Annotated in this window: 18 protein-coding genes; 9 read left to right on the forward strand and 9 right to left on the reverse strand. The window is 71.4% G+C overall.

Annotated elements, in window-relative coordinates; all coding sequences use genetic code 11:
* Positions 1-14 precede the first annotated feature (14 nt).
* Both ACY1JX_RS14210 and ACY1JX_RS14215 read right to left on the reverse strand, forming a co-directional pair.
* Positions 15-557, reverse strand: a complete 543-nt coding sequence (locus ACY1JX_RS14210; RefSeq protein WP_462564385.1) for a TetR/AcrR family transcriptional regulator — start codon at positions 555-557, stop codon at positions 15-17.
* Positions 554-2,533, reverse strand: coding sequence for an MFS transporter (locus ACY1JX_RS14215; RefSeq protein WP_462564386.1), 1,980 nt, complete (start codon positions 2,531-2,533; stop codon positions 554-556). The genes ACY1JX_RS14210 and ACY1JX_RS14215 overlap by 4 nt, the downstream gene beginning before the upstream one ends.
* A 157-nt stretch (positions 2,534-2,690) precedes the next feature.
* On the opposite strand from ACY1JX_RS14215, the gene ACY1JX_RS14220 reads away from it, so the two are divergent.
* From ACY1JX_RS14220 to ACY1JX_RS14240, 5 genes are all read left to right on the forward strand, one after another.
* Positions 2,691-2,981 (forward strand): hypothetical protein, encoded by a 291-nt coding sequence (locus tag ACY1JX_RS14220; protein WP_181756436.1) that lies wholly within the window; start codon positions 2,691-2,693, stop codon positions 2,979-2,981.
* Between the two features lie 106 nt (positions 2,982-3,087).
* On the forward strand, positions 3,088-3,648 hold the full coding sequence (locus ACY1JX_RS14225) for a hypothetical protein (RefSeq protein WP_462564387.1): 561 nt from the start codon (positions 3,088-3,090) through the stop codon (positions 3,646-3,648).
* A gap of 148 nt (positions 3,649-3,796) precedes the next feature.
* Positions 3,797-5,803: an LLM class flavin-dependent oxidoreductase gene (locus ACY1JX_RS14230; protein ID WP_462564388.1), complete on the forward strand. Its 2,007-nt coding sequence runs from the start codon at positions 3,797-3,799 to the stop codon at positions 5,801-5,803.
* Positions 5,800-6,675: an LLM class flavin-dependent oxidoreductase gene (locus ACY1JX_RS14235; protein WP_462564389.1), complete on the forward strand. Its 876-nt coding sequence runs from the start codon at positions 5,800-5,802 to the stop codon at positions 6,673-6,675. The genes ACY1JX_RS14230 and ACY1JX_RS14235 overlap by 4 nt, the downstream gene beginning before the upstream one ends.
* Positions 6,668-7,144, forward strand: a complete 477-nt coding sequence (locus tag ACY1JX_RS14240) for a MarR family winged helix-turn-helix transcriptional regulator (protein ID WP_462564390.1) — start codon at positions 6,668-6,670, stop codon at positions 7,142-7,144. Before ACY1JX_RS14235 ends, ACY1JX_RS14240 begins: the two co-directional genes overlap by 8 nt.
* Here ACY1JX_RS14240 and ACY1JX_RS14245 read toward each other — a convergent pair whose 3' ends face one another.
* Both ACY1JX_RS14245 and ACY1JX_RS14250 read right to left on the reverse strand, forming a co-directional pair.
* Positions 7,145-7,573 carry a hypothetical protein gene (locus tag ACY1JX_RS14245; protein ID WP_462564391.1) on the reverse strand — a complete coding sequence of 143 codons (429 nt, stop codon included), beginning with the start codon at positions 7,571-7,573 and terminating at the stop codon, positions 7,145-7,147.
* A 29-nt stretch (positions 7,574-7,602) separates the two neighbouring features.
* On the reverse strand, positions 7,603-8,238 hold the full coding sequence (locus ACY1JX_RS14250; protein ID WP_462564392.1) for a class I SAM-dependent methyltransferase: 636 nt from the start codon (positions 8,236-8,238) through the stop codon (positions 7,603-7,605).
* A gap of 92 nt (positions 8,239-8,330) precedes the next feature.
* On the opposite strand from ACY1JX_RS14250, the gene ACY1JX_RS14255 reads away from it, so the two are divergent.
* Both ACY1JX_RS14255 and ACY1JX_RS14260 read left to right on the forward strand, forming a co-directional pair.
* Positions 8,331-8,915: a carboxymuconolactone decarboxylase family protein gene (locus ACY1JX_RS14255; RefSeq protein WP_462564393.1), complete on the forward strand. Its 585-nt coding sequence runs from the start codon at positions 8,331-8,333 to the stop codon at positions 8,913-8,915.
* Positions 8,912-9,778 (forward strand): RNA polymerase sigma-70 factor, encoded by an 867-nt coding sequence (locus ACY1JX_RS14260; RefSeq protein ID WP_462564394.1) that lies wholly within the window; start codon positions 8,912-8,914, stop codon positions 9,776-9,778. Before ACY1JX_RS14255 ends, ACY1JX_RS14260 begins: the two co-directional genes overlap by 4 nt.
* Before the next feature lies 1 nt (position 9,779).
* On the opposite strand, the gene ACY1JX_RS14265 is transcribed toward ACY1JX_RS14260, so the two are convergent.
* The 5 genes from ACY1JX_RS14265 to ACY1JX_RS14285 all read right to left on the reverse strand — a co-directional run bounded on the left by ACY1JX_RS14265 (position 9,780) and on the right by ACY1JX_RS14285 (position 13,198).
* A complete protein-coding gene (locus ACY1JX_RS14265; RefSeq protein ID WP_462564395.1) occupies positions 9,780-10,556 on the reverse strand; it encodes an ABC transporter permease in 777 nt (258 codons plus the stop codon).
* A complete protein-coding gene (locus ACY1JX_RS14270) occupies positions 10,553-11,305 on the reverse strand; it encodes an ABC transporter ATP-binding protein (RefSeq protein ID WP_462564396.1) in 753 nt (250 codons plus the stop codon). Before ACY1JX_RS14270 ends, ACY1JX_RS14265 begins: the two co-directional genes overlap by 4 nt.
* A complete protein-coding gene (locus tag ACY1JX_RS14275) occupies positions 11,302-11,652 on the reverse strand; it encodes a DUF1048 domain-containing protein (RefSeq protein ID WP_181756448.1) in 351 nt (116 codons plus the stop codon). Before ACY1JX_RS14275 ends, ACY1JX_RS14270 begins: the two co-directional genes overlap by 4 nt.
* 1 nt (position 11,653) lies before the next feature.
* Positions 11,654-11,971, reverse strand: a complete 318-nt coding sequence (locus ACY1JX_RS14280; RefSeq protein WP_462565890.1) for a PadR family transcriptional regulator — start codon at positions 11,969-11,971, stop codon at positions 11,654-11,656.
* Positions 11,972-12,037: 66 nt separating this feature from the next.
* A complete protein-coding gene (locus tag ACY1JX_RS14285; RefSeq protein ID WP_462564397.1) occupies positions 12,038-13,198 on the reverse strand; it encodes an HNH endonuclease signature motif containing protein in 1,161 nt (386 codons plus the stop codon).
* Positions 13,199-13,301: 103 nt separating this feature from the next.
* Between ACY1JX_RS14285 and ACY1JX_RS14290 the strand changes: the two genes are divergently transcribed.
* Entirely contained in the window at positions 13,302-14,522 is a 1,221-nt protein-coding gene (locus tag ACY1JX_RS14290; protein ID WP_286930014.1) for an MFS transporter, read from the forward strand.
* Entirely contained in the window at positions 14,515-15,258 is a 744-nt protein-coding gene (locus ACY1JX_RS14295; protein ID WP_286930016.1) for a MerR family transcriptional regulator, read from the forward strand. Before ACY1JX_RS14290 ends, ACY1JX_RS14295 begins: the two co-directional genes overlap by 8 nt.
* Positions 15,259-15,283 lie beyond the last annotated feature (25 nt).

Raw genomic sequence — 15,283 nt, forward strand, 5'->3', positions numbered from 1 at the left:
GCGCGCCGGTTCCCCTACGGTGCGTCGAGGAGCTGCTGCACGATCGGCCCGTACGCGGCCTCCGCCGCATCGAGATCGGCGAGGAGTGCCGGGGACTCGAAGAAGCGCAGGGTGGTCGCCAGCCCGAGGAGGGCCGAGACGGCCAGCTCGGCCCGCAGCTCCGGGCGCGGGCCCTCGAGGACCTCGGTCAGCGGCGCGACGTAGCCGCCGAGGAACTTGGCCCTCACGCACTCGGGATCCGGAGCGTTGACGCGCAGCATCATCGCGCGGCCCAGGTGCTCGAGGTCCCCGCGCCGCTGCCGGTCGACGAGCTCGGCGACGAGGGCCGGTCCCAGGTGCGAGACGGGCACGTCGGGCAGGGCCGGTGCGCTGATCGTCGCCGTGCGGTGGAACAGCTCCTCCTTGCTGCCGGCGACCTTCATCACCAGGGCGGGGGAGGTGCCGGCACGGGCTGCGATCGCGCGGATCGTCACCTCGGGGTAGCCGTTGCGCGCGAACAGCTCGGCGGCTGCGCCCCATACTGCGGCGTGCAGGTCCGGCGCCTCGGGAGCCGTCATGCGAGGGGTGTCCCCAGCGTGAGGTCCGCGGTGCGGTTGGCCTCCCACACGGTGACGGGACGGGCCCCCGTCGCGCCGTTGTCCGCGATGGCGCTGAGCACGTAGCGGCCGTTGGCGGGTCGCGGCACCGCGTAGCGACCGTCCTCGTCGGTGCGCGTCGAGTGCACCGCCTCGCCGGCGTGGTGGGTCAGGATCACGAGGGCGCCCGAGATCGGGGCGCCGTCGGTGTCGCTGATCGTGCCCTCGAGCGTCAGCCGGTGGCGCAGGACGAGGGGCGGGAACCGGGAGTCGTCGTCGAGGGTGACGATGCGCGACCGGGGCTGCCAACCGTCGGCGGAGGTCACGACGAAGTAGTCGCCGCGTCCCGGCACGGCGACGCTGACCTGCCCCTCGGAGTCGGCCTGGCCCCAGTCGACGGCGGCGCCCTCGGTGGTCAGCACGGTGACGACGGCGTTCCGCACCGGCCGGGCGTGCTCGTCGACGACCCGGCCGCGCACCACACGCGTGGGCCGGCTCGTGGTCGCGGTCCCGGAGCGGTCCGCCTCGGGCGCGAAGTCCGGCATCCGCAGGGTCGGGAACGTGACTGCCGCGCTCAGGATCGCCGCCGCCGCCGCGATCCAGAACAGCAGCTTGAGGGCGCCCTCGCTGGTCGCCTCCTCACCGCCGATCGTCACGATCGACGCGGAGGTGACGGCCGCGACGATGGCGCTGGCGGTCGTGGTGCCGATCGAGCGCAGCAGGACGTTGAGGCCGTTCGCGGAGGCCGTCTCCGTCACGGGGACGGCGCGCATGATCATCGTGGGCAGCGCCCCGTAGACCATGGCCGTGCCCGCACCGACCACGACCGAGCCGATCACGATCTGGGTGAGGTTGTCGCTGAAGAACACGCGCGCGACGTACGTGACGCTCATGATGAGGCAGCCGGACAGCGCCGTGACCTGCGGACCGAACCGCCGCGTGAGCCAGGCCGAGACCGGTGCCATGAGGCCGAAGGCCGCCGCGTTGGGAACCATCCACCATCCGGTCTCAAGGACGCCGAGTCCGAGTCCGTAGCCCGACTCCTCCGGGAGCTGGAGGAGCTGCGTGGTGAGCAGCATGTTGGCGAACATCGCGAATCCGATGAGCACGGACGCCGAGTTCACCAGGACGACCGCGCGCCGCGACGAGACGCGCAGGTCGACCAGCGGGCTCGGGGTGCGCAGCTCCACGGGGACCCAGATCGCGAGCAGGATGCCGCCGCCGGCGACGAGACCGAGCGTGGTCGGCGAGGTCCAGCCCCAGATCGAACCCTTGGAGATGGCGAGCATGAGCGCGGTCAGGGCGCCGGAGAGCAGCACGGCCCCGCGGATGTCGAACGTGCCGCGCGTGCGGACCGGGGACTCGGGGAGCACCACCATGGCGGCGACCAGCAGGACCAGGCCGACGGCCCCGGTCACCCAGAAGATCGCGTGCCAGTCGAGGTGCTCGGAGATCAGGCCCGCCACGGGGAGGCCGACCCCGGCGCCGATCGCCAGCGTCGCGCTCATCAGGGCGACGCCGAGGGGGATCCGCTCGCGCGGCAGCTCGTCGCGCATGATCGCGATGCCGACCGGGACGACCGCCGTGCCGACGCCCTGGAGGGCGCGGGCGAGGATCAGCAGGGCGAGGTCGTCGCTCACCGCGCCGACCAGCGAGCCCAGGACCGAGATCCCGAGCGCCAGCACGATCATCCGGCGCTTGCCGTACATGTCGGCCAGTCGCGTGACGGTCGGCGTGGCGATGGCGCCGGTCAGCAGGGTCGCGGTCACGAGCCACGAGGTGTCGTCGGCCGAGGCGCCCACGAGGTCGGGCAGCATCGGCAGCAGGGGCAGCAGGAGCGTCTGCTGCAGTGACACGACGATGCCGCACAGCGACAGCGTCGTCACGATCAGCGCGGCACTGCGCGCCGGCGGCGCGGTCCGCTGCGTCGCGGCCGCGGAGGGTGGGGAGGAGGTCACTCAGGGTCCGTTCGGGAAGTCGTGAACGCTTGTTCACGGCTCAGTCAAGCAGGTTCTCGGGCTCGCCGCGAGGCCGCGCCGAGGCGGTTGTCGTCCCGGAGTTGCAGGCGTACAGTCGAATGACAGGTCGATGTGACCCTGGCGAACGGAGAGCATCATGGCGACCGCGCACCTCCATCTACCGCACGTCCACGTCCCGCACGTCGGGCAGCCCCAGGACCAGTCCCACCTCGAGGGCACGAAGCCACCTCGCCTCGGCGGGATCATCCTCGGCGTCGGGTTCGTCGTCGCTCTCGTGGCGTGGGGAGCCGCTCTCGTGGCGCTCCTGAGCATGGGACCGGCCCGCACGGGGTACGTCTCGGGCCCGGTGGCCGCGTGGACCGCGCTCGCGATCGCGTCGGCGATCAGCCTCTTCATGATGGGGATCTGGAAGGCCCACCGCGCCTGATTAGGCTTGGAATCCCAGCCCTCGGACGTGTTCCCATCCGGATCGCCGACGTCTCCGAAGCCCCCTCAGGAGGTCGGAAGCTCCGGCCGCTGAAAAGGGGAACATCATGAAGAAGGCAATCCTCGCGTTGCTGACGGTCGTCCTGAGTCTGGGGATGGCGACCGCCATGGGAACACCCGCACAAGCCGCATCGAAGAGCACCGCCAAGAAGGTCGGCTACACGCGCGTCGCCGTCGCTCCGGCCGTGTACGAGCTCATCGGCAGCGCGGGCATCACGCCCGCGCCGGTCCAGGGCGCCAAGGCCGGTGCCTACAAGGGCACGCTCGCCGCGAAGTTCCCGATCACCGGGTACAGCCTCAAGGGTCTGCGGATCAAGCACAGCGGCGGCCTGAACCTCAGCGCCGGCGCCTCGACGATCACGGTCTCGGACTTCAACATCGACCTCGCGCGGCTGCGCGTCAGCGGCAACGTCTCGGGCACGGTCGGCAACGTCGGTCGGGTCGACCTGTTCAAGATCCGCACGTCGGACCGTCGTGACCTCGGCGCGGTGAAGCTCACGCTCACCGACACCGCCGCCGGCGCGCTCAACGCCACCTTCGGCGTCAACGCGTTCGCCGAGAACGCCACCTTCGGCTACGCCACGCCGAAGCCCTTCTCGCGGTTCTGAGGGAAGCAGGAAGGCGGCCCCATCCCACCTGGGGCCGCCTTTCGCTCTGCGCGAGTCGCGCCGCGTCCGCGCCGGAGGTGAGGGCTTCGCTCGCCGACGACTTCGCGGCGGTCAAGTCCGCCCGTGATCGCGGGGGTAAGATGTTGATGTGTCAACCATTCAGAACTACGGACACCCACTGCGGTTCGGTGTCGAGACATCGGCTCCCGCTGAGACGGGCCACGACGTCGCGGTCCTGGCCGGTGCCGACGCGCTGACGCTCGCTGCGTGGTCGGCCGCGCGCACGGAGAACGTGGTGCTCATGCCGCGGATCGCGGTGGACGATCGGTCCCCAGCGATGGTCGCGCGGGCCGCTGGCAGTCTCCAGTCGCTGTCGGGCGGCCGGTTGGAGCTCGTGCTCGAGTCCGACGACGCGGACGCGGTGACAGCCGTGTTCGAGGCCGTTCGCGCCCTGGAGGTCGACCGGCTGATCCCGATCTGGCTGAGCGGAGCGGATCCGGAGATCGTCGCGCTCGCGGGCCGGATCGCCGACGGGCTGATCGTCGACCTGGACGAGTTCGGCGCCGACGTCAACGCCGCCGTCGACCGTGCCGCGACCGAGGCCGGCCGCGACGTCAGGGAGATCCGCCGCGCGGTCGTGATGAGCGAGGAGCGCTCCGCCGAGGACCTCGTCACGCTGGTCGTCGAGCACGGTGTCAGCTCCTTCGTGCTCCAGGCGGACACCCTGGACGAGGGGCTGGTGCACGCCGTCCGCGCGGGCGCCGAGCGCACCCTGCCGCCCGGCACGCTGTCCGACCGCCCGATCCGTCGCGCCGACGTCCGTGCTCTGCGTCGCCCCGGCATCGGGTACGACCTCGTCCCCGAGGGCTTGGCCGAGACCGCCGTGGAACCCGGCGACCCCGCGTTCGCCTCCGTCCGCTCCACCTACCTGCGCGGCGGCGACCCGGGCCTCGTGCTGCGTCCGTCCACCGTCGACGAGGTCGTCAGCGCGATCGAGTTCGCGCGCACCCACCGGCACCTCCCGCTCGGCATCCGCAGTGGCGGCCACGGGATCAGCGGCCGCTCCACGAACGACGGCGGACTGGTCATCGACCTCGGCCGGCTCGACGAGATCACCGTGCTCGACGAGGAAAGCCGACTCGTCCGCATCGGTCCCGGCGCCCGCTGGCGTGACGTGGCGACCGCGCTGCAGCCGCACGGCTGGGCGCTCAGCTCCGGCGACTACGGGGGAGTCGGCGTCGGCGGGCTGGCGACCGCGGGCGGCATCGGGTTCCTCGGACGCAAGTACGGCCTCACGATCGACCACCTCACAGCCGCCGAGATGGTGCTGGCCGACGGCACCTTCGTGCGCGCCACCGCGGACGAGAATCCCGAGCTGTTCTGGGCGGCTCGCGGTGCCGGGGCGAACTTCGGCGTCGCCGTCGCGTTCGAGTTCGTCGTGGACGAGGTGGGCGACGTCGGCTGGGCGCAGCTGACGTTCCGCGCCCCCGACCCCGCGGCCTACCTCGAGTCCTTCGGTCGGGTGGTCGCCGAGCTGCCGCGCGAGACCACGCCCTTCCTCATCCTCGGGCAGGGCATGGCGCAGATCATGGCGATGGTCGACTCCGCCGACCCCGAGGTGATCATCGGCCAGCTCCAGCCGTTCGCCGAGGCCGCACCGCTGACGCAGCAGCAGGTCGTGATCGCCCCGTACGCCGCGGTGATGAACATGTTCCCCGAGTCCCCGCACCAGGGTCGCGGCGAGCCGGTCTCCCGCTCGGTCCTCGCGCGCGAGATCACGCCGGGCTTCGCGTCCGCGTCGGCCGACCTGATCAACAGCGGAGCCTCGCACTTCTTCCAGATCCGCACGGTCGGCGGCGCGATCGCCGACGTGCCGGCGGACGCCACGGCCTACGCGCACCGCGACGCGGGCTTCTCGCTCACCGTGATGGGCTCGAACGCGCAGCGCCTCGAGCCGTGGTTCGAGCCCGTGCGTCGCCAGTCGAACGGCCTGTACCTCAGCTTCGAGAGCGGACGGGACCCTGAGCGGATCACCGACGCGTTCCCGCCCGCCACCCTCGAGCGTCTGCGTCGGCTCAAGGCCGAGCTCGACCCCAGCAACCTGTTCCGCGACAACTTCAACATCACCCCCGCCGAGACGAGGAGTGCCTCATGACCCACACCACCGACTACGGCCACGAGCTGCTGTTCGGCACCTTCGTGACCCCCGTGAACCGGCCCGTCCACCGGGCGGTCGAGCAGGCGATCGTCGCCGACCGCGCGGGCCTGGACCTCGTGACGTTCCAGGACCACCCCTACGTCGCGAAGTTCCACGACACGTCGACGCTGCTCGCGTACGCCGCCGCCAAGACCGAGCGGATCCGGCTGGCGGCGAACGTCACCAACCTCCCCCTGCGGCCGCCCGCCGTGCTCGCGCGCTCGATCGCGACGCTGGACCAGCTCAGCGGCGGCCGGGTCGAGCTGGGCCTCGGCGCCGGCGCCTTCTGGGACGGCGTCGAGGCCATGGGCGGCCCCCGGCGCACGCCCGGCGAGTCGATCGAGGCGCTCGAGGAGGCCATCGCGATCATCCGCGGGATCTGGGACACCGAGGACACGAGCGTCCTGTCGGTACGGGGGAAGCACTACGACGTGCACGGCACCAAGCGGGGGCCGGCTCCGGCGCACCCGGTCGAGATCTGGGTCGGCGCCTACAAGCCGCGCATCCTGCGCATGACCGGTCGGGTGGCCGACGGCTGGCTCCCGTCGCTGGCCTACCTCGAGAAGGGCCCGGCGGAGCTGGCCGACATGAACCGGCGCATCGACGACGCGGCGACGGGCGCGGGTCGCGACCCGCGCGACATCCGTCGCTTCCTCAACCTGGCCGGGGACCTCTCCGCGGAGCAGCTCGCGGAGATCGCGCTGACCTACGGCACGAGCGGCTTCATCCTTCCCTCGGACGACACCGCCACGACCGAGAGGTTCGCCGCGGAGGTCGCTCCCGCGGTCCGCGAGCTCGTCACCGCCGAACGCGGGGCGCACCGTGGCTGAGTGGCTCGACGCGGAGGAGCAACGCACGTGGCGCAGCGTCCTGGCGATGCACGACGACCTGATGACGGCCCTCGCGCAGGGCCTGAAGGCCGAGTCCGACATCTCGGCGGCGGACTACGCCGTGCTGGCGAACCTCTCGGAGGCGCCCGACGGGGTCCTGCGTGCGCGCGAGCTCCGCTGCCACCTGCGCTGGGAGAAGAGCCGACTGGCCCATCACGTGCGCCGGATGGAGCAACGGGGACTCGTGCGCCGCGACGCCTGCCTGGACGACGGTCGGGCCCCCTTGGTGAGCATCACCGAGAGCGGCCGGGCCGCCATCGACTCCGCCGCACCGGCGCACGTGGGGCAGGTGCGAGAGCTGTTCTTCGACGTGCTCACGCCGGCCCAGCTGGCCACACTGCGCGAGGCGGCGGAGGCGGTGGTCGCCCGCATCGCCCTCACCGAGGACGATGCGGACGCCGCCTGCTGATCACTTGCCGATGAGGGGCTTCTTCGGGGTCAGTCCGCTGATGAGCAGGCTGAGGCCGGCGCCGACCAGCCAGATGTCCTTCGCGATGGCCGTGCCGTCCTGGCTCGGTCGGAAGCTCGATCCCTCGGCGGTCATGCCCGGCGTGCTGAGGTACATCTTGATCAGCCCGCCGCCGAACGCGGTGAGGGCGGCCCCGGCGACGGCCGACGGCACGAAGGGCGCCAGCAGGGCAGCGCCAAGGGCGATCTCGGCCTTGCTCAGCGCCTTGCCGAACGCCTCCGGCTCCATGTCGCCCGCCTGCGGGACGGCGTTGGTCGCCATGCCCTGAAGACCTGCTGCTGCCTCGGGCGGGAGGTTCCGCTTGTTCAGGCCGCTGTTGAGGATGAACGCTCCGGTGGCGAGTCGCAGCGGGACATGGCTCAGCTTCATGGGGGATCTCCTTCGAGGTGGGTTCCCCTTCACGCTACGTCGGAACTCGCCTCCCCGCGCCTCAGGACGGTGACCGCGAAATCGGAGTCCGCCTCGAACGGATCGAGGTGCCAGGTGGAGAAGCGGTGCTCGACGCGTGCGATCCCGCGGCTCGCCAGCGTGGCCAGGTCGGCGTCGTACTGCTCGAACGGGTAGGTCGCCTCCGGACGGCAGCCGATCACGACGCGCCCACCCGGGCGGGTCACCTCGCAGAGCCGCTCGAGGACACGCAGCTCCGTCCCGGGCGCCACGAAGACCAGCACGTTCCCGGCGCAGATCACGAGGTCCACCAGCTCGCCGCCGACGTCGGTCGTCGTCAGCTCGCTGAGGTCCGCGACGGCGTACGACGGGCCGGGGTGGTCGGTCTCCGCGGCCGCGATGAGCTCAGGATCGACGTCTACGCCGAACGCGACGTGGCCGGCCGCCTGCAGCGCCGCGGCCATCCGGCCGGTGCCGCAGCCCGCGTCGAGGATCCGCGACCCGCGCTCGGCCAGCATGTCGGCGAACCGCGCCTCGCCAAGCAGGTCCTTGCCCCCGGCCTCCAGGGCGCGGAAGCGCTCGATGAACCACTGCGAGTGGCCGGGCTGGGTGTCGGTGAACCACCGTGGCTGAGGGGAGGAGGTCATGCGGCCATCCTCCTCCACGGGTGTCACGGAACGGCCGCGGCCGGTGTCTTCATGCTGAGCGACCTCGACCGAGGTCCGACGAAGGAGAAGCCATGACCAGCTCGTTCCGGATCCCCGCCGCACCGATGACCTCGCCGGTGGCCCGCGCCGTCTCGGCGGCCGCTCGCCGGATGTACGGGCGCGTCCCCGACCTGGTGCCGGTGATGTGGCACCACCCGAAGGTGCTCCGCTCGGTGCTGGCGTGGGAGCGGCGCGTCGGCACGTGGGACGCCCTCGACCCGCACCTCAAGTCGTACGCGGTGATGGCCTCGGCCGCGAGCATCGGGTGCAGTTGGTGCCTCGACTTCGGCTACTACCTGGCGCACGACGAGGGGCTCGACGAGCGCAAGGTGCGCGAGGTGCCCCGCTGGCGCGACTCCGACGCCTTCACGCCCCTGGAGCGCGACGTGATGGCCTATGCGGAGGCCATCACGGCGACCCCGCCGACCGTCACGGACGAGCAGGTCGCGAGCCTGCGTGAGGCGTTGGGCGACGCGGCACTCGTGGAGTTGACCATGATGGTGGCCGTGGAGAACCAACGATCGCGCTTCAACTCGGCGGCGGGGCTGGCCAGCCAGGGGTTCAGCGACGTGTGCGAGCTGCCCCTGGTGGAGGGCCCGAAGGTGGAAGCTCAGTGACGGACGTCCTCGCCGAGTTCACGGCGCACCGCCCGCTGCTGTTCACCGTGGCCTACGAGATGCTCAGCACCGCGGCGGACGCCGAGGACGTGGTGCAGGAGGTCTGGCTGCGCTGGAGCGCCGACGACCGCGAGGACGTGCAGGAGCCGCGCGCCTACCTCGTGCGGATCGCGACCCGGCTGGCGCTCAACCGCCTGCGCACGCTGGCTCGCCAGCGCGAGTCGTACGTCGGGCCGTGGCTGCCCGAGCCGCTCGAGACGGTGCCGGACGTCGCGGAGGACGTGGCGCTCGCCGAGTCGGTCTCGACCGCGATGCTGCTGGTCCTGGAGACGCTCGGCAGCACCGAGCGCGCGGTGTTCGTGCTGCGCGAGGTCTTCGACCTCCCGTACGACGAGATCGCCGCGGCGGTGGACCGCACGCCCGACAACGTGCGACAGATCGCGCGGCGGGCGCGAGCCCACGTGGCCGCCAGGCGGCCGAGGTCGGAGGTCACGGCGCAGGAGCGCAACGAGGTGCTCGTGCGGTTCCAGCGTGCGATCGCCGAGGGCGACCTGCAGCAGCTGCTGGACGTGATCTCACCGGACGTCGTGCTGATCAGCGACGGGGGAGGGAAGGTCAGCGCGGCGCGCCGGCCGATCCAGGGCCGCGACAAGGTGCTGCGCTTCCTGGCCGGCGTGATGCCGGCCGACATGCGGGTGGAGCCGGTGTGGATCAACGGCGAGAACGGCCTCGTGATCAGCGAGGCCGGAGCCGTGACCGCGATCGCGACCGCCGTGGTGGAGGGCGGCGTGGTGACGGCCCTGCACATCGTGCGGAACCCGGACAAGCTCTCGCTGCCCGGGCCCGTCCGTCTCACGCGCTGACTCAGGAGAGCCTGCGGCGGTAGACGGTCATCGCGAGCACGTACGCGGCCACGAGGAGGGCGAGGCACCAGGCCACCGCCACCACGAAGTCGCTGCCGACGGGCGCCTGGTCGAGCAGGCCGCGGATCGCGTCGACGATCGACGTGACCGGCTGGTGCTCCGCGAAGGCGCGCACCGGACCCGGCATCGTCTCGGTCGGCACGAAGGCCGAGCTGAGGAACGGCAGGAAGATCAGCGGGTAGGCGAACGCGCTGGCCCCGTCGACGGTCTTCGCGGTGAGGCCGGGGATGACCGCCAGCCACGTCAGCGCCAGGGTGAACAGCACCAGCAGGGTGAGCACGCCGAGCCAGGCGACCGGTCCGGCGCCGGAGCGGAAGCCCATCAGCAGCGCCACGCCGACGACGACCGCGAGCGACACGAGGTTCGCCACGAGCGACGTCAGCACGTGCGCCCACAGCACCGACGACCGGGCCACCGGCATCGACTGGAACCGCTCGAAGATGCCGCCCTGCAGGTCCATGAACAGCCGGAACGCCGTGTACGCGATGCCGGACGCCACGGTGATCAGCAGGATCCCGGGCAGCAGGTAGTCGACGTAGGCCTCGGTGCCGACCTCGATCGCGCCGCCGAACACGTAGACGAACAGCAGCATGAACATGATCGGCATGATCGTCGTGGTGATGATCGTGTCGGGGCTGCGCAGGATGTGCCGCAGCGAGCGGCCGGTCAGTGCGGCCGTGTCGCTGCCGCCAGTCCATCGAACACCGTGCGTGGTCATGCTGCCTCCTTCTCGAGGATCGCGAGGAACACGTCCTCGAGACTGGGTAGCTTCTCGACGTACTCGACCTTTGCCGGCGGCAGCAGCCGCTTGAGCTCGGCCAGCGTGCCGTTGGCGATGATCCGGCCGTCGTGCAGGATCGCGATGCGGTCGGCCAGGTGCTCCGCCTCGTCGAGGTACTGCGTCGTCAGCAGCACCGTGGTGCCGCCGTCGGCGAGCGCCTTGACCGTCTGCCAGACCTCGAGACGCGCCTGCGGGTCGAGGCCGGTGGTCGGCTCGTCGAGGAAGATCACCGGCGGGTTGCCGATGAGGCTCATCGCGATGTCGAGGCGACGACGCATGCCACCGGAGTAGGTGGACGCGCGGCGGCCGCCGGCCTCGGCGAGGTCGAACCGTTGCAGCAGCTCGTCCGCTACCGCGCCCGCATCGGGGAGGTGCCGCAGGCGAGCGACCAGCACGAGGTTCTCGCGCCCGGTCAGCATGTCGTCCACGGCGGCGAACTGGCCCGTGAGGCTGATCGCCCCGCGCGCCTCGGCGGCCTGCGTGCCCACGTCGAACCCGGCCACCGAGGCCTCGCCGGCGTCGGGGCGGAGCAGGGTGGCGAGGATCCGCACGAGCGTGGTCTTGCCCGCCCCGTTCGAGCCGAGCAGGGCGAAGACGCTGCCCGGAGCGACCTCGAGGTCGACCCCGCGCAGCACCTCCACGTCACCGAACGACTTGCGGATCCCGCGGACGGCGATGGCGCTCATGACCCCACCTCCGTGATTGCCTCGTTGAGCCGCTGGCGCTCCTTCGTCAGCCAGCGACCGGACGGGTAGTTCGTGATGAAGTCCTCCACGAAGGCCACCGGGTCGTCGCCGACGATGTCGCGCACGGCGGTGCCGTCGGCGGCGCTCTGCTCGAACAGTTCGACCATGTCGTCGAACATCTGCAGCAGCCCGTCGGCATCGCTCACGAACACCGCTCCCACCCTCAGGAGGTAGTGCTCGATCGCCTCCGCCGCCGCACGGTGCGGCTGCGGGAGTGCGGCCAATCGCGCCTTGTACTGCCGCCACTGCTTCTTCTCGCCGAACATGCGGGTGATCGGGTTCGTCATGTCACTTGCCTCCTTCGTGGAGCTGTTCGAGCCGTTCTGCCAGGAAGCTCCACGTCTCCCAGAACTCGTCGAGGTACTGCTGTCCCTGAGCGTTGAGCGAGTACACCTTGCGCGGTGGACCCTTCTCCGACGGGACCTTCTCGACGTCGACGAGTCCGCGCTTCTCGATGCGGATGAGCAGGGCGTACACCGTGCCCTCGGCGATGTCGGTGAATCCCTGGTCGCGCAGGCCCGAGGTGATCTCGTAGCCGTACGCCGGACGTGCTGCCAGGATCGCCAGGACGATCCCCTCGAGCGTGCCCTTGAGCATCTCGGTCATCTGCTTGCCGCCCACGGTGGCTCCTCCTGCCCTCTACTCAGTGTTGTTGAGTACCAGTAGATAGCATTACTGAGTAGAGGTCAAGGCGTAACGCTCGAGGTGCCGCACGGGCGCATCGAGGAAGCGGTCGTCGAGATGACCGTGGGACTTCATGTTGTGGTGCTTGCGACACAGGCAGCGGAGGTTCGATCCGGTGGTCGCGCCACCGCTGTCGTAGGCCTTGGCGTGGTCGAGGTCGGTCTCGTGGACCGGGGCGCGGCAGCCGGCGACCCGGCAGGTTCCGTCGCGCCATCTCAGTGCTTGTCTGAGTGATTCGGGTGGCCGGTAGGCCAGGACGGTGGTGTCGAGGACCTCGCCGACCGGGTCGAGGACCAGCCTGCGGAAGACGGCGTGCTCGGACTGGGCCAACTCGCGGACCCAGTCGGCCCCGACGGGTTCGCCGTCGAGGGTGAGGCCCGGGCCGTTCGTGAGGCCGATGAGGTCGGTCGCGTGGATGCTCACGGCGATCTCGGCCCGGATGTCGCCGGGGCCGGTGCAGGAGGTCAGCCAGTCGGCGACGAGGTCGGCCTGCTTCTGGTCGCGGGTGCGACGGTCTCGCTCGCCCGACTCCGGATCGACCGTCGGGAGGGCCTTCGCGGCCCGACGGAGCCGCTCGCCGACCGCGATGGCCAGGCCCGTGGGCAGCAGCGCGTTCAGCCACGAGGTGCCGTCGTCGTTGTGGGTGATCGAGACGCGGCGCTGCTCGACGGCCCGTGCCCGCTCGGCCTCGGCCTCGTCGGGCTCGAGGCGAGCGCGGAGCCGGCGCAGCCACGCGCGCAGCTCGGCGATCGTGTGGGTGGCTGCGTAGTCGGGCGCCGAGGCCTCCAGTACGGCCCAAGCCTGCGGGGTCTCGAGGCGTTCGGCGGTGTCGGCGATCGCGGTGACCCGCACCGCGTCGAGGTCACCGTCGCGGAACGACTGCCACACGCCGGGCACCCGGGCGGCGACGGCGGCGGACTCGCTGACCATCGCCCAGACCTGGTGCTCGGTGACGTGGAGGGCTCGCGCCAGCTCGAGAGTCACCTCGCGGCGCGCGAGGTCCTTCGACAGTGGGATCTCGTCCGTCCGGTCGATCTCGGCGGTGCGCTGGGCGTGGAACGAGGCGACGAACTCCCACTCCTCGAACTCCGCGACCGCCCGCGCGCGACGCACCGCGTCACCCGTGACCACCGCTCGACTCCAGCTCATGAACCCAACGTAGTGGGCCCCACTGACAGAATCGGATGGCGCCGACAGCGCGGTGGCGGGTCGGACTTGACCCTGACGCGACGTCACGGTCTGGACTGGAGCCATGCGGACACCAGCGCTCTACCTCGGCTCCTACGTCGTCTCGGTCCTCGGCAACTCGATCGCCGCCATCGCGCTGCCGCTCATCGTTCTCCAGGCCACCGGCAGCGCGATGTCGGCGGGCTGGGTGGCCGCGGCGACCGCGGTGCCCGCCGTGCTGGCGGGTCTGTTCATGGGCGTCGCCATCGACCGGATCAACCGGGTGACCTCCTCGGTGGTCACGGACCTCGTCTCGGCCGCCGCGGTCGCGGCGCTGCCGATCGTCGACGGGCTGGTCGGGCTCGAGGTCGGCTGGTTCGTCCTGTTCGGGATCATCGGCTCGCTCGGCGACGTCCCGGGCATGACGGCCCGCGAGGCGCTGCTGCCGGGGATCGCGCGGGAGTCGCGGCTCTCCCTGGAGCGGCTCATCGGGCTGCGCGAGTCGCTCGGCAGCATCTCGCTGCTGATCGGGCCGGCCGTCGCGGGCCTGCTCATGACCCTGTTCGAGGGGTCGACGGTCCTGTGGATCACCGCCGGCACCTCACTGCTCGCCGCGTTGCTGACACTCGGCCTTCCCCGGGGCGTCGGGACCATCGAGGACGTGCCCACCACGGCACCGCGGGGCGCCTGGGAGGAGTTCGTCGAGGGCTGGCGACTCCTGACCCGGACCCGCCTCATCGCGATGGTCACCGGACTGATGCTGTTCTCGGTCATGGTGCTGTCGGCGTTCCAGGCGCTCATCCTGCCGGTGCACTTCACGCTCATCGACCGGCCCGGACTGCTCGGGTTCGTCCTGACCTCGATCGCGGCGGGCCTGCTCGTCGGCAGTGCGGTCTACGTCGTGCTGGCCCAGCGGTTCACTCGGCGCGCCTGGCTCGTCACTGGTCTCTCCGTGGCGTCGCTCGGCTTCGCCGTGCTCGGCCTGCTGCCGGCGACGTGGCTGGTCTTCACCGCGGGCTTCGTCCTGGGACTCGGCAGCGGACTGTGCGGGGCACTGCTCGGCCTGCTGACGGTCAGCGGCGTCCCGGAGACCGCGCTCGGCCGGGTGATGGGCACCCAGAACGCCCTCGTGACGGCGGCGGCCCCCGCGGCGATCCTGCTCGCCGCGGTCGTGATCGAGCACGTCAGCCTCACCGCGGCCGCGCTCGGCTTCGTGGCACTGTGGGTCGTGACATCGGTCGCCGCGGTCGCGGGCCCCGCGCTGCGCGACCTCGAGCCGACCGAACCGGAGACCATCGATGCGTAGCGGGGAGCTCGCCGAGCTCGCGGGCGTGACGGTGCGGACGATCCGGCACTACCACCAGATCGGCATCCTCGAGGAGCCCCCGCGCAGCCCCAACGGCTATCGCGAGTACGACGTCGGTCATCTCGTGCGCGTCCTGCGCATCAAGCGGCTGGCCGACCTCGGTTTCGCACTGCAGGACCTGCCACTGGACGACGACGCCGACCACGACGCGAGGCTGGAGTCCCTCGACGAGGAGCTCGCAGCGCAGATCGACCGGCTGACGGCACAGCGGTCGGTCGTCGCCGCGCTGCGCGCTGGAGGCGTCGCGCCCGACCTGCCGCCCGAGCTGGGCGTCCGCATGGCGCTCGCGTCCGCGGTCGGCGTGCCGCCGCGCATGGCGAGGCTGGAGCGGGAGCAGATGCTGCTGCTCGCGCACCTCGGTGGAGAGGAGGCGTCGCGGCTGATCGAGGACCTCTACGACCGGTTCGCCGAGCCCGCAGCGGTGGCGGCGTTCGGCACGCTCTACGAGCAGTTCGACGTGATCGACGCGTCGACGCCGGCGGCCGAGCTCGAGCGGCTGGTGAGCGAGTCCGTCGAGGCGGTGGTCGCCACGGTGGGCGACCTCGACCTCACGACGCCGCTCGACCTCGGGACGGCCGAGAGCCTGCTCGACGAGCACGGGGCCAGCCACCTCAATCCCACCCAGCTGCGGGTGCTGGACGAGATCGGCGAGCGGCTGTCGCAGCGGCTCGTCTGAGGCGCGTGGCAGGCTCGAGCGAACG

The sequence above is a fragment of the Aeromicrobium sp. JP4 genome (genome assembly GCF_054957925.1).